This window comes from Labedella endophytica (assembly GCF_003990045.1).
GTDB lineage: Bacteria > Actinomycetota > Actinomycetes > Actinomycetales > Microbacteriaceae > Labedella > Labedella endophytica.
The window spans coordinates 355,974-371,535 of sequence record NZ_RZGZ01000004.1 but is presented as its reverse complement, the minus strand read 5'-3'; the positions used below and the strand labels follow the sequence as shown (position 1 = coordinate 371,535).

Genomic DNA, 15,562 nt, shown 5'->3' with positions numbered 1-15,562 from the left:
CGGCATGGACACCCCGATCTCCGTCCAAGCCATCGAGAAGATGATCGACTCCCGCGGCATGCAACACATCGTCTTCAACGACGAAGGCCGGGCGCTCGCCCTCGTATCCGTGCAGCGCTGCTTCACCCCCTCACAGCGGCGCGTCATCGCGGCCCGTGACGGCGGATGCGTCATCCCCGGCTGCACCGCCCCCGCCGGATGGTGCGAAGTCCACCACGTCATCCCCTGGCGAGACGGCGGCAAGACCCACACCGACAACGGGGTACTCCTGTGTTGGGGGCACCATCAGAGCATCGATAGAGGTCCCTGGGAGCTCTCGATGCCGGACGGAGTCCCGCACGTCCGCGGCCCCGGCCACTGGACGTGGACGCACACGACGAAGAGCCGGACACGACCACCCGACCCGGGAACCGGCTGAGGGGGAGAGCGAAGTTCGCGGGTACGACGACCGGTGATGGCTGCTGCGTTCCGCACGTCGATGCGTCGCCCAGCGCCCACCGCTCACACGTTCCGATCCACACGGGGCGTCCGCGTCGAACACCCCGTCAGCGGGCAGACCTGTCCGCATAAAGTCGGAGGCAGACGTGCGCACCCAGGACACCCAGCAGAAGACCGACGGCGACAGCGGCCGTCGCCGGGGCGACCGACGCACCCCCGGAGCACCGCGCCACCCCTGGGGCTGGGCCGCGATCGTCGGCATCGTCGGCGCCGGCGTCTTCCTCGCCGTCGCCGAGCTGGTCGCGCTCATCGTCGCCCGCAACGGTAGCCCCATCCTCGCCCTCGGTTCGTTCGTCATTGACATCGTCCCGCAGTGGGCGAAGGAGTTCGCGATCGCGACCTTCGGCGAGTACGACAAGATCTTCCTCCTCGTCAGCCTCGGACTCGCGATCGTCGTCGCCGCCGCGATCGGCGGCGTGCTCCAGTACGTCCGCCCGCCATTCGGCGTCATCCTCCTCGCGATCGCGGGCGCCGGCACCACCGTCGCCACCGTCACCCGCGCCGGAGCCACCCCGCTCGCTGCCCTCCCCGGCGTGCTCGGCACGATCGCCGGCGCCATCCTCCTGCACATCCTGGCGGGACGCCTCCGCCGCTGGTACCGCACCGCACACGCGGCGCCGCTCACGAAGGCCCCGGCCGGGACGACGCCCGGCGGGAAGGACGCAACGTCTCCCGCTCGTCTCGACCGCCGCGGGTTCCTCCGGGTGCTCGGGATCACGAGCGCCGGAGCGATCGTCGTCGGCGTCGGTTCGCGCATCGCCAACGCCGCCACCTCCTCCATCACCGCCATCCGCAACGCGGTCACCCTCCCCACCCCGTCCTCGACGGTGGACATCCCCGAGGGCGCCGAGCTCGACATCGACGGCGTCTCCGAGCTCTTCACCCCCAATGCCGACTTCTACCGCGTGGACACGGCCCTCACGGTGCCGAACGTCGACACCTCCACGTGGAGCCTCACCGTCACCGGCATGGTCGACACTCCCGTCACGTTCACGTTCGAGGACATCCTCGCGATGGACCTCCGCGAGTTCGTCATCACCCTCACGTGCGTCTCCAACCAGGTCGGCGGCGGCCTCGTGGGCAACGCCCGCTGGCTCGGCATCCCGGTGCGCGAGATCCTCGCGCAGGCCTCGCCCCAGTCCGGGGCGGACATGGTCCTGAGCACCAGCACCGACGGCTACACCGCGAGCACCCCGCTGTCCTCGCTCACCGACGACGGTCTCGACGCGATCCTCGCGGTGGGCATGAACGGGGAGCCCCTCCCCCTCGAACACGGCTTCCCCGTGCGCATGGTCGTGCCCGGCCTCTACGGATACGTCTCCGCGACCAAGTGGCTCACCGAACTCAAGGTCACGACCTTCGCGCAGGACGAGGCGTATTGGACCCCGCGCGGTTACAGCGCGGAGGCCCCGATCAAGCTCTCCTCCCGCGTCGACACCCCGCGCGTGGGCAAGCCGATCCAGGCCGGACCGGTGAAGATCGCAGGCATGGCGTGGGCCCAGTCCGTGGGCGTCGAGAAGGTCGAAGTGCGGATCGACGAGGGCGAGTGGCAGCCCGCCACGATGTCCACTCCGATCAACGACGACACCTGGGTGCAGTGGTTCCTCGACTGGGAGGCCGACTCCGGCACCCACTACATCACCGTGCGCGCCACCGACAAGGCCGGTCTCCTGCAGGAGGAGGAGCGCGCCACGATCGCACCGAACGGCTCGAGCGGCTGGCAGCGCGTCCTCATCCAGGTCCAGTAGGCCCTCCCGCCTTCGCCCGGCGCTGGGCGGGGGCGGGAGCCCACTCCCCACGGATCTCGGAATGGGAGGATCGGGACATGGCCTCCGTCGTCTCCCTCATCCGCTCGTCCACGCTCACCGACGTCGCCGAATACGCGTACGCGTCCACGGTTCCGGCCGGGTCTCGGCTGGTCTTCCTCGCCGGATCCTGCCCCCTCGACGCCGACGGGAACACCGTCGCCGCCGGTGACTACGCAGGTCAAGCCGCCGCGTGCGTCGCGACCCTCCGCGCGGCCCTCGACGCCGCCGGCGCCAAGATCGAGGATGTCGTGAGCACACGCGTGCTCGTCGCCTCGAACCGCCAGCACGACCTCGTCACAGCGTGGGAGGTCGTCCGTGACGCCTTCGGCCCCCACGACGTGCCGAGCACGCTGATGGGCGTCACCGTTTTGGGCTACGACGACCAGCTCGTGGAGATCGAGGCGACGGCGGCCGTCGCCGACTGAGACGCGAGACGGCCGGACCGCTCGGCACTCGCTCCCTGAGCTGGCCGAAGGGACGTCGATCGCTCTGGTAGGTGACGGCGGGACGGGCCATACTCGGACCCATGAGCGACGCCGACGACGCCACCACCGATACCCCCTCACCCGGACACAGTCCGTCCCCGGGAGTCCTGCCCACGATCCCGATGGACACGACGTCCGACAAGGCCGTGTTGCTCTCCTACCTCCGCGTCCGACGCCGCGATCTTCTGGCGAAACTCGACGGCCTCTCCGAATACGACATCCGCCGGCCCCTCGTCCCGTCGGGCACGAACCTGCTCGGACTCGTGAAGCACGTCGCGAGCTGCGAGCTCGACTACTTCGGCCTCGTCTTCGGGCGTCCCACGCGGTCGCTCCCCTGGCTCGCCGACGATGCGGAGCCCGAGGCCGACATGTGGGCGACGGCGGCGGAAAGCCGCGAGAGCATCGTCGAACTCCACCATTACTCGGCCCGCCTCAGCGACGCGACGATCGAGGAGCTGCCGCTCGACGCCGTGGGGACCGTGCCCTGGTGGCCGACCGAGCGTGCGACGGTGACCCTGCAGCAGATCCTCGTACACATGTGCGTCGAGACCGCCCGTCACGCGGGGCACGCTGACATTCTCCGCGAGCTGCTCGACGGCGCGCTCGGCAACGGAGCGGATGATCCCAACATCGCGGGGCGATCAGGCGACGAATGGGCCGCGCACCGAGCCCGGATCGAAGAAGCGGCCGCCACCTTCCGGTGACGACCGCTCTCCGAGGCAGGGTGTCTAGCGGGCGAGCACGGCCGCCGCGCGCGGGCCGATCTCGAGCGCACCGTGCGCGAGGCCGGACGTGCCGTCCGTCGCGAGGATCACGCGACCGGATACGTCGAGCGTCGCGGCCGACTCACCGAGGTTGACGACGATCGTGAGGTCGCCGCGCTGCTCCCCGCGGTGGATGACGAGCGTGCGGGCGGCCTCGTCGACATCCACCGAGACGCGGCCGAGCCGCGGATCGGTGAGCTCCGGCCGCGCCTTCCGCAACGCGATGAGCGCGCGGTACAACGCCAGCATGCGCGTGTGCTCGGTATCGCTGCGACGCATCGTGTGGCCGGCGACGTGAGCGAACGACCCGTCGGGCACGACCTCCTCGTCCGGGTGCAGCGTCTCGCCGTCCGCGTCGAGGGGCAACGGCCCCTCGGCCGGGTACGGCTCGGCCCAGTCCAGCTTCGACCGAGTGAACGTCTCGGGGTCCTGCGGGTCGGGCACGACGTCCGGGTCCCAGCCCATCTTCTCGAACTCGGCGATGCGCCCCTCGGCGGTCGCCTTCCCGAGCTCGGGCTCGGGGTGCGAGGTGAAGAACTGCCACGGGGTCGACGCCGCCCATTCCTCGCCCATGAAGAGCATCGGCGTGAACGGAGCGGTCAGGGTGAGGAGCGCGGCGATCGCGAGACCGCCATGGTCGACGGTCTCCGTGAGACGGTCGCCCGTGGCACGGTTGCCGATCTGGTCGTGATCCTGGTTGAAGACGACGAGCTTCCACGCGGGCGTGCGCTCGAGGTCGATGGGACGGCCGTGCACGCGGCCGCGGAACGTCGAGAGTCCGCGAGCGTGGAAGAAGCCCTTCTCGAGCACATTCCCGAGCGCGGAGAGCGATGCGAAGTCCTCGTAATAGCCGGTGGTCTCGCCCGATACCGCGACGTGGACGGCGTGGTGGAAGTCGTCGCTCCACTGCGCGTCGAGGCCGAAACCGTTCGCCTCGCGCGAGCGGATGAGGCGCGGATCGTTGAGGTCCGACTCGGCGATGAGGGTGAGCGGGCGACCGACGTGGGCGGACAGCGCGTCCACCTCTTCCGCCATCTCCTCGAGGATGTGCACGGCACGGTGGTCGACGAGAGCGTGGACCGCATCGAGACGGAGACCGTCCACGTGGTAGTCGCGCAGCCACATGAGCGCGTTGTCGATCACGTAGCGGCGCACCTCGTCCGAGTGCTCCCCGTCGAGGTTGAGCGAGGAGCCCCAGGTGTTCGCGTGGCCGTCGTGGAGGTAGGGGCCGAACTGCGGCAGGTAGTTGCCGCTCGGTCCGAGGTGGTTGTGGACCACGTCCTGGATCACGGCGAGGCCGCGCTCGTGGCAGGCCTCCACGAAACGCCGGTACGCGTCCGGTCCGCCGTAGGTCTCCTGCACGGCGTACCAGAGCACGCCGTCGTAACCCCAGTTGTGCGTGCCGTTGAACGCGTTCACGGGCAGCACCTCGACGGCGTCGATCCCGAGCTCCACGAGGTGGTCGAGTCGACCGATCGCGGAGTCGAGCGTTCCCTGCTCGGTGAACGTGCCGATGTGCATCTCGTAGATGACCGCCCCGGGCAACTGCCGACCGGTCCACTGCGTGTCCGACCACTCCCATGCGAGCGCGTCGTCGGTGCGGCTGAGTCCGTGGACCCCGTCGGGCTGCCGGCGCGAGCGGGGGTCGGGAACGGGCGTCTCGGCACCGTCGAGCAGGTAGCCGTAGTCGCGTCGTGCAGGGCCGGGAGCGACGGGCGTCTCGGGGGTCCACCAGCCGTCGCCGTCCTCGCGCATCGGGAGGCGGGCGCCGTCGAGCAGCAGGACGACGGAGGACGCCTTCGGGGCCCAGACGTCGAGGATGGGTCGGGTCATGAGAGGTCTGCTTCCGTGGTCGGAGTGGAGTCGGCCGTGTCGGAGTCGTCCCTGTCGGAGTCGTCCGCGTCGTCGGTGATGATGTCGTCGGAGTCGACGGGTGCGAGGAGGGCGACGGGCAGCAGGTCGAGCAGCTGCGCGACCTCCTCCACGCCGTCGACGCCGCGACCGGTGAGCACGTCGACGTACGCTCCGTCCGGGATGCGTACGGTGGTGTCACCCCAACCGCCGCGGGCCGCGAGGCCGAGCGGGAGCCGGGTGGTGAGCGCGATCGCGCCGCCGTTCTCGCCGTCGCCGTACGCGACCGCGACGAGGTGGTCGGCGGCGGATCCCGTGACCTCGAGCGGCGTGTAGGAGCCGAAGAGATCGGGACGGTCGCGGCGGAGCCGCAGGGCGGACGTCGTGACGAGGAGCTTCGCGGCTCCCGTGTCGTCGATCGTGGGAACGTCGCCGTCGTCGATCGCGGCGAGGATCGCACGGCGCTCGGCGTAGTCCACGGGCCGGCGGTTGTCGGGGTCGACGAGCGACAGGTCCCAGAGCTCGCTGCCCTGGTACACGTCGGGAACACCCGGGCCCGTGAGCTGCAGGAGCTTCGCGCCGAGGGAGTTGCCGCGCCCGGCGTCGAGGACGCGGTCGACGATGCCCTGCACGATCGCGCGGACCTCGGGGCGATCGAGTGTCGCATCGACGAACGCGTGCATCGTCTTCTCGTACTCCTCGTCCGCGGCGGTCCATGCGGTGGAGGTCTCCGCCTCGCGCGACGCCTTCTCGGCGTAGGCGTGGAGGCGCGTGCGGTACTCGGCGAGCGCGTCCTCGTCCGCCAGCACGGCCGTCGTCGGCCAGGAACCGACGATCGCCTGAGCGAGGAGGTTGTCGAAGGGACCGTCCGCGGTTCCGACGGCCGCACGCAGGGCGTCGAGCGCCTCGACCCACTCGGCCGGGATCTCGGCGAGCACGCTGATGCGGGCCCGCACGTCCTCGCTGCGCTTGGTGTCGTGGGTGGAGAGCGTCGTCATGCTGAGCGGCAGGTTCTCGAGCCGGTCGACCTGTCGCGCATGGAAGGTCGCCGCGTCCACGGCGAACTCGTCGGGTTCGGCGCCCACCTCGGTGAGCGTCGTGAGGCGCGTCCACCGGTAGAAGGAGCGGTCTTCGACCCCCTTCGCCATGACCATGCCGGAGGTCTGCTGGAAGCGCTTCGCGACGTCGGTGGTCGCGTCGGAGAGCACGGGGACGAGCGCGTCGATCGTCTCGGCGAGTTCGGGGCGACGGCGACGAGCCGCGTCGGCCGCGGTGTAGAGGTCGTTCAGGCCGTCGTCGTAGGTGTCCGTGGGCGCCTCTCCCTCGACGGGGGCCGCGAGGTAGGAACGGTACGAGGGGAAGCACGCGAGCAGTTCCGCGATCGCCTCGTGCGCGTCGGCAGCCGACCCGACGGACGGGTCGAGCACGTCGGCGGCCTCGCGGGCGAGGCGGGCGACCTCGGATCCGAGGATGCCGTCCGTCACCTCGCGCTTGCCGTCGTGAACCATGTCGGCCCATACGACGGGAGCGGAGAACGACGCGGCGCCCGAGCGGAGACGGGCGTCGAGCGCGTCGAGCGCCTCCTCGCCGGCAGGGTCGACGAAGAGCCGGTCGATCGACGCGAGCGCGTCGTAGCCCGTCGTGCCCTCGGTCTGCCAGTGGGCGGGCATGCGCTCGGCGACACCGCGGTGGCGCGCGAGGATCTTCTCGATGAGCACGTAGGTGCCGCCCGTGGCGTCAGCGAGAGCGTCGAGGTAGGCGCCCGGGTCGCGGAGCCCGTCCGGGTGATCGGCGCGCACGCCGTCGGCGAGGCCGTCGCGGATCCAGCCGACGATCGTCTCGTGCGACTCGGCGAACACCCACGGCACCTCGACGCGGATCGCGGCGAGCGTGTTCACGGCGAAGAAGCGGCGGTAGTTGAGCTCGGAGTCGGCGCGGCGCCAGTTGACGAGTTCGTACGACTGCGCGGCGTGCACCGCGACGGGGTCGGAGTCGACGCCGTTCGGGGCCGTGCCCTCGGCGACGGGGTACTCGGTGTCGTAGTAGTACAGGCGGAGCGCGCCGCCGTCCGTGGTCTTCAGGGTGAGCTTGCCGAGCTCGCCGCCGTCGTCCGCCGGGTCGTCGTCGCCCAGGACGGGGATGCGGAGCTTCCCTCCGCCGAAGTCCCAATCGATGTCGAAGACCTCGGCGTAGCGGGAGTCGCGTCCCTTGTCGAGCACGTCCCACCACCAGATGCTCTGAACCGGGGTGGCGACACCCACGTGGTTCGGCACGATGTCGACGAGCACGCCGAGGTCGTGGGAGCGGGCGGCTGCCGAGAAGGCGCGGAAGGCGTCCTCGCCGCCGCGCTCCGTGTCCACGTGGGAGTGGTCGGTCACGTCGTAGCCGTGCTCCGAACCCTTCTCCGCCTGCAGGATCGGCGACAGGTAGACCCAGTCGGCGCCGAGCGACGCGATGTAGTCGGTGACGTCCGCGGCGTCGGCGAGGTCGAAGCTCTCGCGGATCTGGAGCCGGTAGGTGGAACGCGGCGTCTTCTGCGGGACGGAACGGGGGGTCGAGCGGGGCATGGGTCTCCTCGAGGAGGGTCGGAGGGGCGTGTCGGCCGCGCAAGAGCGGGTGCACTCCCATACTGCCCGCCCGCGCCGTCTCGCGCGGGGACTTGCGCCGACCCGCCCGACCCGTCACCCTCCGCCCCCCGCCCCCCTCCTCCCACCGAAAGGGCTACTCCCGATCGAGGTCACCAGGTGTAGGTGGCGCCCTCGGCGCCTACCTGCCGCCCTCGGGCCGCGCAAACACCGTTGCGGCAGGCGAGCCGGCACGAACCGACAGGCCCGTCCGCTGTAGATTCAATATATTCATTCGAATGCCCCGCGACCGGGGCGATCCGAAGCCGCGGAACGGAGGCGCCCGATGCTCTATCGCCAGGTCTACGACGCGCTGCGGGCGCGCATCCTCGAGGGCCGCTACGCCGTCGGCGACAAGTTGCCGAGCGAGGCGGAGCTCTCCGAGGAGTACTCCGTCAGCTCCATCACCGTGAAGCGGGCGCTCGACCTCCTCCGCACCGACGGCCTCATCGTGCGTCGCCCGCGCCTCGGCACCTTCGTCACGAGCGCGACCCCCACGGGCGCTGCGGCGCCGAGCCCCGCCGCCCGCACCCGCCCCCTCATCGGCTGCGTCGTCACGAACTTCGACGACACCTTCGGCAGCCGCGTCGTCGAGGGGCTCCTCTCCGGCGCGGGCGTCGACGACCCCGTCATCCTCATGCGCTCGATGGGCGACCACGGCCTCGAGGACGCGAGCATCCGCTCCCTCATCGAGTCGGGGGTCGCAGGGCTCGTCCTCCAACCGAGTTCGTCCGAATTCATCCCGCCGGCCGCCCTGGAACTCGTGACGAAGCAGTTCCCCCTCGTGATCCTCGACCGTGTGTTCGACGGCATCCCCGTGTCCGCGGTGCGATCCGACAACCTCTCCGGTGCGATGAGCGCCACCGGTCATCTCTTCGAGCTCGGGCACCGCGCCGTCGGCTTCCTCAGCGCCGCGAGCCACGTCTCGTCGAGCGAGGAACGCCGCAACGGCTGGGTGCACGCCCACGCCGCGTTCCACCACTCGCTCGACGAGACCGCCGAGCTGCGCACGCTCGACTCGACGATCCCCGGCAGCACGACGAGCGCCGAGCAGGACATCGAGCGCCTGCGGGAGTTCGTCGTGGCCCACCCCCACATCACGGCGTATCTCGCGGGCGAGTACAACATCGCGCTGATGCTGCGCGAGGCGTGCCGCCGACTCGGCTTGAGCATCCCCGCCGACATCTCCGTGGTGTGCTTCGACCACCCCGATGCCGCGTTCGACAGCGGACTGTTCCGGTTCACGCACGTCCGCCAGCAGCAGACCGCGATCGGCGAACGCGCCATCGAGGCGGTGCGCGCCCAGATCGCCGCGCCCGGCTCGACCGAGCGGGTCCTCCTCCCGACGGAATTCGTCGAGGGCGCCTCGACGGCCGCGCCGCCGGCCGCCTGACCGCCAGCCCGACCCCGTCCTGGATCCGCCTCGGTTCCCTGCACAGTTGCGTACGCAACCGACTCCTGCGGGTGATATTTCACGCGCGGATGTCAGTTGCGTACGCAACTGCCCCCTCACAACCGGGCGAGGACATGCCGCCGCTCGCCCGGAACCGTCAGACGGCGGCGGAGCGGCGCTCGATCCGCACGCGCTGCTCGAGTGCCATGATCGCGCTCACCTGCGTGGAATACGGGATCGACTCGTCGGTCCTCTCCGACCAATCGTTCGCCGGGCGCAGCCATTCACCGTCGAACGCCGTCTCCCACAGGCGATCGGTGCCGCGCCGCACGAAGTCGTCGAACTCCGCGCGTTCCGGCTCCCCGAGCGCCTCCACGAGTGCACCGAGGTAGCGGTAGAACACACCCTTGAAGAGGCCCTCGTCGCCGCCCTCGCCCTCGTCGCGGAAGACGGACCCGTCGCTCAGTTCCGCGATCGCGATGCGCGCCGTGCGCGTCGCCCGCTCGAGGATCGCCCGGTCGCCGGAGCTGCGCGCGAGCTCCACCGCGGCCCCGATGTAGAGGCCCTGGTTGTAGGTGAACCGCCACTGCGTGTCGACGCGGCCGTCCCCCTCGCGGTTGATGCCGTCCTCGACGAAGCCGTCCGGCCCCACGAGGGTGTCCTCGAGCCACGCGAACGCCGTCGTCGCGAAACCGCGGAAGTCGCGGTCGCCCGCGTCGGCGGCCGGCACGTCGCGCTCGAGGCGGAGTGCGAGGATCACGAGCGGACCGTTCGCAGGCGTGTTCTTGTACGCGAGCTGCTGCTTGCGCCACGCGAGACTCGCTCCCCCGGCGTCGTTCCACCCCTCGGTGATCACGTGGTCCCAGATCGCGACCGCGTCGGCGCGGTACGCGTCGATCCCCGTGGCGTGGTGCAGCCGCAGGATCGCGAGCGCGAACCACAGCATGTCGTCGAAGTAGTCGTTGAAGAGCTGCCCGCCGTTCCGCTCGACGATGTTGCGGTACGTCTCCTCCGCCTGGTCGCGCCACGCGGTGTCACCCGTGCGCTCGAAGGCATCGATGCGGGCATCCATCACGTGGGCGAGCCACCAGTAGTTGAACGTCTCGGGCACGCCCGTCCCGGCGGGGTGACTGTTCTCGATGTACTGCGGCCACTCCGTCCCGAAGAAGTGGGTGAGGCTGCGCTGCGCGACGTCGGCGCGGGCGGACCAGAGGGGCTCCGCGTCGGATGCGGCGGTCGTGGACGGGGTGGCGGTGGTGCTGGTCATGATTCTCCGTTCGGGGAAGGAATGGGATGCAGCGGGGCAGAGCCGAGGCCCCCGGACACCCGCCCGGGGGCCTCGGCCACGTGGATCAGCCGCGGGCGTCCGCGAGGATCTGGTCGCCCTGCTCCTGCGCCTGGTCGAGGGCCTGCTCCGCCGTGATCTCGCCGGCGAGGAACTGCTCGAGCGCCGGGACGAGGGCCTTGCCCTCGACGTCCGAGAAACCTTCGACGCTCGGGCGCACGTCGGCGTACTCGAGGGTCTCGATGAACGCGGCGTAGTGCGGGTCGTCTGTGAAGAACGGGTCGTTGGCCGCCTCGATGTTCGCCGGGATCCAGCCGGAGATCTCACCGAAGCCCACGCCGTTCTCGGGTTGTGTGGTCCACCACTTCATGAACTCCCAGGCGCCCTCGGCGTTCTTCGCACCCTCGGGGATGACGAGTCCGAAGCCGCCCATGTAGGCACCGGTCTGGCCGTCCGGTCCCGCGACGGGCGGGGTGACACCGTACTCGAGGCCGTCGACCTGCTCGAGGGTCGAGAGAGCCCACGGCCCGTCGTACTTCATGGCCATCGTGCCCTCGGCGAACGGGTTCGCGCCCTCGCCGAAGCCCTGCTCGAAGACGCCCTCGTCCATGAGCTCCTGCCAGAACTCGAGCACCTCGAGGCCCTCTGCACTGTTGAACGCGGTCTCGGTCTCGTCCTCGTTGAGGAGCGAACCGCCGGCCTGGGCGAGGTACTGGTTGAACAGTCCCGGGTCGCTCAGGTCGAAGCCGGCACGGGAGAGCGATCCCCCGTCGTTCTCGGTGAGGGCGACGGCGGCCGTCTTGAGCTCGTCCCACGTGGTGGGTGCCTTGACGCCGGCCTCGTCGAGCTGGGTCTGGTTGTAGAAGATGGACCGGTTGTCGACGAGGAGCGGCAGGCCGTAGAGCTCGCCGTCCACCTCCATCTCGCCGAGAGCCGGCTCGTAGAACGCATCGAGGTCCACGGAGTCCTCGGCCACGAAGTCGTCGATCGTCGCGAGCGCACCCTTCGGGGCGTAGAGGGAGGTCTGGTAACGGTCCCACAGCACGACGTCGGGCACCTCGCCGCCGGCGAGCGCGGTGAGGAGCTTCTCTTCCACGAGCTCCTGGGCCACGTAGGAGACCTCGTAGTCGTCCTGCGATTCGTTGAACGCCGCGGCCTGCGCCTCGAGCTGGTCGACCTGCTCGCCGGACCACGAGCCCCACATGACGACCTTCTCGGCGCCGTTCGCGGCGGTGTCGCCGCCGCTCGAGCCGCAGCCCGAGAGCGCTACGACGCTCGCGGTGGCCAGGACGATCCCGGCGATGGTGGTGATCTTCTTCATTGAATGTCTCCTCGGTGTGCTGGTACTGGTTCTGGTGCTGTGTAGGGATGCGGAGTGGAACGGATGGTGGTTCTGGAACGTGTGGGGTGGGCTGTCATTTGCCCCCCGCATGCGCGACGCCCTCGATGATGTAGCGCTGGGCGACGATGAAGACCACGAGGACGGGGAGGCTCGCCACGACCGTGCCGGCCAGGAGGGGGCCGAAGTTCGTCTCGTAGTTGTTCACGAATGACGACAGGCCCACCTGGACGGTCATCATGTCCGGGTCGTTCAGCACGATGAGCGGCCAGAGGAAGTTGTTCCACCCGGCCTGGAAGCTCAGGATCCCGAGTACCGCCATGCCGGCCCGTGCGAGGGGGAAGTAGATCTGCGCGAAGATCCGGAACTCGCTCGCCCCGTCGATCCGCGCGGCCTCACCGAGCTCGTCAGGCAGCGTCTCGAAGAACTGCTTCATGAAGAACACCGCGAAGGCACCGGCGGCATACGGCACGATGACCGCCGCATAGGAGTTGAGCATGCCGAGACCGCCCTGCCCGAGAATGTCGTTCCCGCCCAGCAGCGGGAAGCCCCGGAGGATCAAGAACACCGGGATCATCGTGACGATGCCGGGGATCATGAGCGACGAGAGGAAGAGCGCGAAGACACCGGCCCGCCCGCGGAACTGCAGCTTCGCGAGGGCGTAACCCCCGAGGCTGCCGAAGAACACGTTCGTGACCGCGCCGCCGAGACCCAGGATGAGCGAGTTCACGAAGTAGCGCCCGAAGGGTACGTCCTCGAACACCGACAGATAGTTGTCGATCGTCGGATTGGACGGGATGAGGTTCAAGGCGCCCGCGAGGATCTCGGTCGCCGGCTTGAGGGACGTCGACAGGGTCCAGATCAGCGGCGCGATCGTGATGATGCTGAGGACGGTCACGGCCACGTACCAGACAGCCGTCCCGATCCGCGATCGCGTGCTGCGCGGACGGCTGCGGGGGATGTCCGCGAGGGCCGTCGGTGTGGCGACGGTCTGGGGGCGAGCCTTCGTGGGCTGGCCCCCAGTCGTCGATCCGACCTTGTCCGAGTCGATCGCGGTCATCGCTCACTCACCGCCTTCCGTGTCGAACGGCGCGTTCGGCGCCGCTCCCCCGACTCGCTGCGGGGGGTACTGAGGCGCGCGTTCGCGAGCGAGAACACGATGATGATGACGAAGAGCACGAAGGACAACGCCGACGCGTAGCCCATCTCGAGCGCCCCGAAACCCTTGTTGTAGATGTAGTAGACCATCGTCACGGTCGAGTTGCCGGGGCCGCCCTTCGTCAGCACGTACGCCTGGTCGAAGACCTGGAACGCGCCGATGATGAGCAGGGTCGACACGAGGAACGTCGTCCGCGAGAGCGATGGCAGGGTCACGTAACGGAACTGCTGCCACGCGTTCGCACCGTCGAGCCGAGCCGCCTCGTACAGGTCGCCCGGCACTCCCTGGAGCCCGCCGAGGAAGATGATCATGTTGGCGCCGAAGCCGGCCCACACGCTCATGAGCACGATCGCGGGCATCGCCCACTGCGAGTCGTAGAGCCAGGCCGGACCGTCGATGCCGATCCAACCGAGAGCGACGTTGAGCAGGCCCTTCTGCGGGTTGAGCAGCCAGTACCAGATCGTCGCCGTTGCCACGGTGGACGAGACGACGGGGATGTAGAAGAGCGTGCGGAACAGGCGCACGGCGCCGCGTCGGCGATTGAGCAGCACCGCGGTGCTGAGGGCGATCACGAGGCCGAGCGGCACGTAGAGCAGCGTGTACCAGGCGGTGTTGCGCAGCGCGATCCAGAAGAACGAGTCCTGGAAGATGCGCGTGTAGTTCTCGAAGCCCACCCACGTCCAGTCGCCGACGATCGCGTAGTCGGTGAAGCTGATGACCGCCGCGATGACCATCGGCAGGAGCATGAAGACCGCGAAGAGCGCGAGGGGCACCGCGAGGAAGATCCAGGCATTCCGGCGCATCTGGCGAGCGGTGGGATGCGGGGGGCGTTTCCCGTTCGCGCCCGGGCCACTCCGACGGCCGGGACCGCCGGGCGCACCCGGGGCGACGACGGTGTCGGCCGGCACGGCGCCGGAGGGCAGCGCCCCCGGGGTCGCCGACTGCACGCTCATCGCACTCCCCCGACGGCCGCGGGGTCGCGGTCGAGGGTGCGGAGCCCGGCGACGTCGAGGACGAGTTCGCAGAACATCGCGTTCGCCCAGGAGAACCACGGCCGGGTGAACAGTGAGGGGTCGTCCTTGTGGAACGACTCGTGCATCACTCCGGTGCCGGCATCGGTGCGGAGCAGGGTGTCGATGATGCGCCGCTTCTCGTCCACGTCGGTACTCGTGAGCCCCTCGATGGCGAGCCCGATCGGCCAGATGTACTCCTCCGGGGTGTGCGGGCTGCCCAGCCCGTACGCCGCGGTCCCCGCGAAGAACGTGGGGTTCTCGGGGCTCAGGATGAACGCACGCGTCGCGAGGTACAGCGGATCGTCGGAGGCGCACCAGCCGATCAGCGGGAGCGAGAGGAGGCTCGGCACGTTGGCGTCGTCCATGAGCAGGCGCCCGCCGAGGCCGTCCACCTCGTAGGCGTAGATCGCGCCGTGCGACGCTGTCTCCGTGACCCCATGCGCACGGATGCCCTCCTCGATCTCCTCCCGGAGGGATGCGGCCTCGGCGGCCAACTCCGTGTCGTCGAGCACGTCGATCGCGAGGTGCTCGACGTCCCGCAGCACGGACGCCGCGAAGGCGTTGCCCGGGACGTTGTAGCCGAAGGCGCACGCGTCGTCGCTCGGGCGGAAGGCCGACCACGACATGCCCGTCGGAGCCGTGAGCGAACCGCGGCCCTCACGGACCAGGGTGTCCGTGGAGGGAGCGTCGTGGCGTTCGAAGCGGTAGGTGGAGCGGTTCTCGTGGTCCTGTTCGGTGCGCCACAACTCGATGACCCGACGGACGCCGTCCACGAAGCGCGCGTCGAGGTGGTCCGTGCGACCGGTGACGCGGTGGATGTCGCTCGCGAGCCGCAGCGGGAAGCAGAGGGAGTCGATCTCGTACTTGCGCTCCCAGATGCGCGGCGAGGAATCGGTGATGTCGGCCTGATGGCCGGCCCCGTTCGGTTCCGCATTGAACGCGTTCGCGTAGGGGTCGTGCGCGATGTCGTCGAGCTGGCGGCGGTTGATCGCGACGAGGAGGTCGGCGAGCGCCGGGTGCGCGTCCGCGAAGTGCAGGTAGGGGGCGAGCTGCGTCGTCGAGTCGCGCAGCCACATCGCGGGGATGTCGCCCGTGAGCACGAAGACGGTGCCGTCCGGGAGCGGGGTCATCGTGGCCTCGAGCGTGTCGGCGAAGCAGCGCCGGAACACGGCCGTCGTCCGCTCGTCTGTGCGTTGCGCGACCGTCTCGGTGACCTCACGGACCAAGTCCGCGATCCATCCGCCGTCGGGGGACTGGCTCACTGTGCTCTCCTCGTCGAGTGGGCTCGCGGTCCACCGTTCGAGGGCCGCATCGCCGTCCTCCTATTGTGCATGTTAAATATG

The 15,562-nt window shown here is 69.7% G+C and carries 12 protein-coding genes; 5 read left to right on the top strand and 7 right to left on the bottom strand.

The window, feature by feature from the left end:
- The 4 genes from ELQ94_RS15095 to ELQ94_RS15080 all read left to right on the top strand — a co-directional run.
- On the top strand, positions 1-418 hold a 418-nt coding region (locus tag ELQ94_RS15095; protein WP_133447507.1), incomplete at its 5' end, for an HNH endonuclease signature motif containing protein.
- 271 nt (positions 419-689) lie between these two features.
- Positions 690-2,246 (top strand): molybdopterin-dependent oxidoreductase, encoded by a 1,557-nt coding sequence (locus ELQ94_RS15090; RefSeq protein ID WP_243697060.1) that lies wholly within the window; start codon positions 690-692, stop codon positions 2,244-2,246.
- 77 nt (positions 2,247-2,323) lie between these two features.
- Positions 2,324-2,731: a RidA family protein gene (locus ELQ94_RS15085; RefSeq protein ID WP_127051174.1), complete on the top strand. Its 408-nt coding sequence runs from the start codon at positions 2,324-2,326 to the stop codon at positions 2,729-2,731.
- A 182-nt stretch (positions 2,732-2,913) separates the two neighbouring features.
- The gene (locus ELQ94_RS15080) at positions 2,914-3,495 is read left to right on the top strand and encodes a DinB family protein (protein ID WP_127051213.1); all 582 of its coding nucleotides are present in this window, start codon (positions 2,914-2,916) and stop codon (positions 3,493-3,495) included.
- 24 nt (positions 3,496-3,519) lie between these two features.
- Here ELQ94_RS15080 and treZ read toward each other — a convergent pair whose 3' ends face one another.
- Both treZ and treY read right to left on the bottom strand, forming a co-directional pair.
- The gene (gene treZ, locus ELQ94_RS15075) at positions 3,520-5,388 is read right to left on the bottom strand and encodes a malto-oligosyltrehalose trehalohydrolase (protein WP_127051173.1); all 1,869 of its coding nucleotides are present in this window, start codon (positions 5,386-5,388) and stop codon (positions 3,520-3,522) included.
- Positions 5,385-7,973, bottom strand: coding sequence for a malto-oligosyltrehalose synthase (gene treY / locus ELQ94_RS15070; RefSeq protein ID WP_127051172.1), 2,589 nt, complete (start codon positions 7,971-7,973; stop codon positions 5,385-5,387). The genes treZ and treY overlap by 4 nt, the downstream gene beginning before the upstream one ends.
- 343 nt (positions 7,974-8,316) lie before the next feature.
- On the opposite strand from treY, the gene ELQ94_RS15065 reads away from it, so the two are divergent.
- A complete protein-coding gene (locus tag ELQ94_RS15065) occupies positions 8,317-9,423 on the top strand; it encodes a GntR family transcriptional regulator (protein ID WP_127051171.1) in 1,107 nt (368 codons plus the stop codon).
- A gap of 157 nt (positions 9,424-9,580) precedes the next feature.
- Here ELQ94_RS15065 and ELQ94_RS15060 read toward each other — a convergent pair whose 3' ends face one another.
- From ELQ94_RS15060 to ELQ94_RS15040, 5 genes are all read right to left on the bottom strand, one after another.
- On the bottom strand, positions 9,581-10,690 hold the full coding sequence (locus ELQ94_RS15060) for a glycoside hydrolase family 76 protein (RefSeq protein ID WP_127051170.1): 1,110 nt from the start codon (positions 10,688-10,690) through the stop codon (positions 9,581-9,583).
- A gap of 85 nt (positions 10,691-10,775) precedes the next feature.
- The gene (locus tag ELQ94_RS15055; RefSeq protein ID WP_127051169.1) at positions 10,776-12,029 is read right to left on the bottom strand and encodes an ABC transporter substrate-binding protein; all 1,254 of its coding nucleotides are present in this window, start codon (positions 12,027-12,029) and stop codon (positions 10,776-10,778) included.
- A gap of 94 nt (positions 12,030-12,123) precedes the next feature.
- Positions 12,124-13,107, bottom strand: coding sequence for a carbohydrate ABC transporter permease (locus tag ELQ94_RS15050; RefSeq protein ID WP_127051168.1), 984 nt, complete (start codon positions 13,105-13,107; stop codon positions 12,124-12,126).
- A complete protein-coding gene (locus ELQ94_RS15045; RefSeq protein ID WP_243697055.1) occupies positions 13,104-14,159 on the bottom strand; it encodes a carbohydrate ABC transporter permease in 1,056 nt (351 codons plus the stop codon). Before ELQ94_RS15045 ends, ELQ94_RS15050 begins: the two co-directional genes overlap by 4 nt.
- Entirely contained in the window at positions 14,156-15,481 is a 1,326-nt protein-coding gene (locus tag ELQ94_RS15040) for a glycoside hydrolase family 125 protein (protein WP_208007749.1), read from the bottom strand. Before ELQ94_RS15040 ends, ELQ94_RS15045 begins: the two co-directional genes overlap by 4 nt.
- Positions 15,482-15,562: the final 81 nt, after the last annotated feature.

Bases quoted from the DNA above. Each gene is read 5' to 3' on its own strand.
- ELQ94_RS15080 (WP_127051213.1), top strand. From the start codon at position 2,914: ATGGACACGACGTCCGACAAGGCCGTGTTGCTCTCCTACCTCCGCGTC.
- ELQ94_RS15055 (WP_127051169.1), bottom strand. From the start codon at position 12,029: ATGAAGAAGATCACCACCATCGCCGGGATCGTCCTGGCCACCGCGAGC.
- ELQ94_RS15085 (WP_127051174.1), top strand. From the start codon at position 2,324: ATGGCCTCCGTCGTCTCCCTCATCCGCTCGTCCACGCTCACCGACGTC.
- treY (WP_127051172.1), bottom strand. From the start codon at position 7,973: ATGCCCCGCTCGACCCCCCGTTCCGTCCCGCAGAAGACGCCGCGTTCC.
- ELQ94_RS15045 (WP_243697055.1), bottom strand. From the start codon at position 14,159: ATGAGCGTGCAGTCGGCGACCCCGGGGGCGCTGCCCTCCGGCGCCGTG.
- treZ (WP_127051173.1), bottom strand. From the start codon at position 5,388: ATGACCCGACCCATCCTCGACGTCTGGGCCCCGAAGGCGTCCTCCGTC.
- ELQ94_RS15050 (WP_127051168.1), bottom strand. From the start codon at position 13,107: ATGACCGCGATCGACTCGGACAAGGTCGGATCGACGACTGGGGGCCAG.
- ELQ94_RS15060 (WP_127051170.1), bottom strand. From the start codon at position 10,690: ATGACCAGCACCACCGCCACCCCGTCCACGACCGCCGCATCCGACGCG.
- ELQ94_RS15065 (WP_127051171.1), top strand. From the start codon at position 8,317: ATGCTCTATCGCCAGGTCTACGACGCGCTGCGGGCGCGCATCCTCGAG.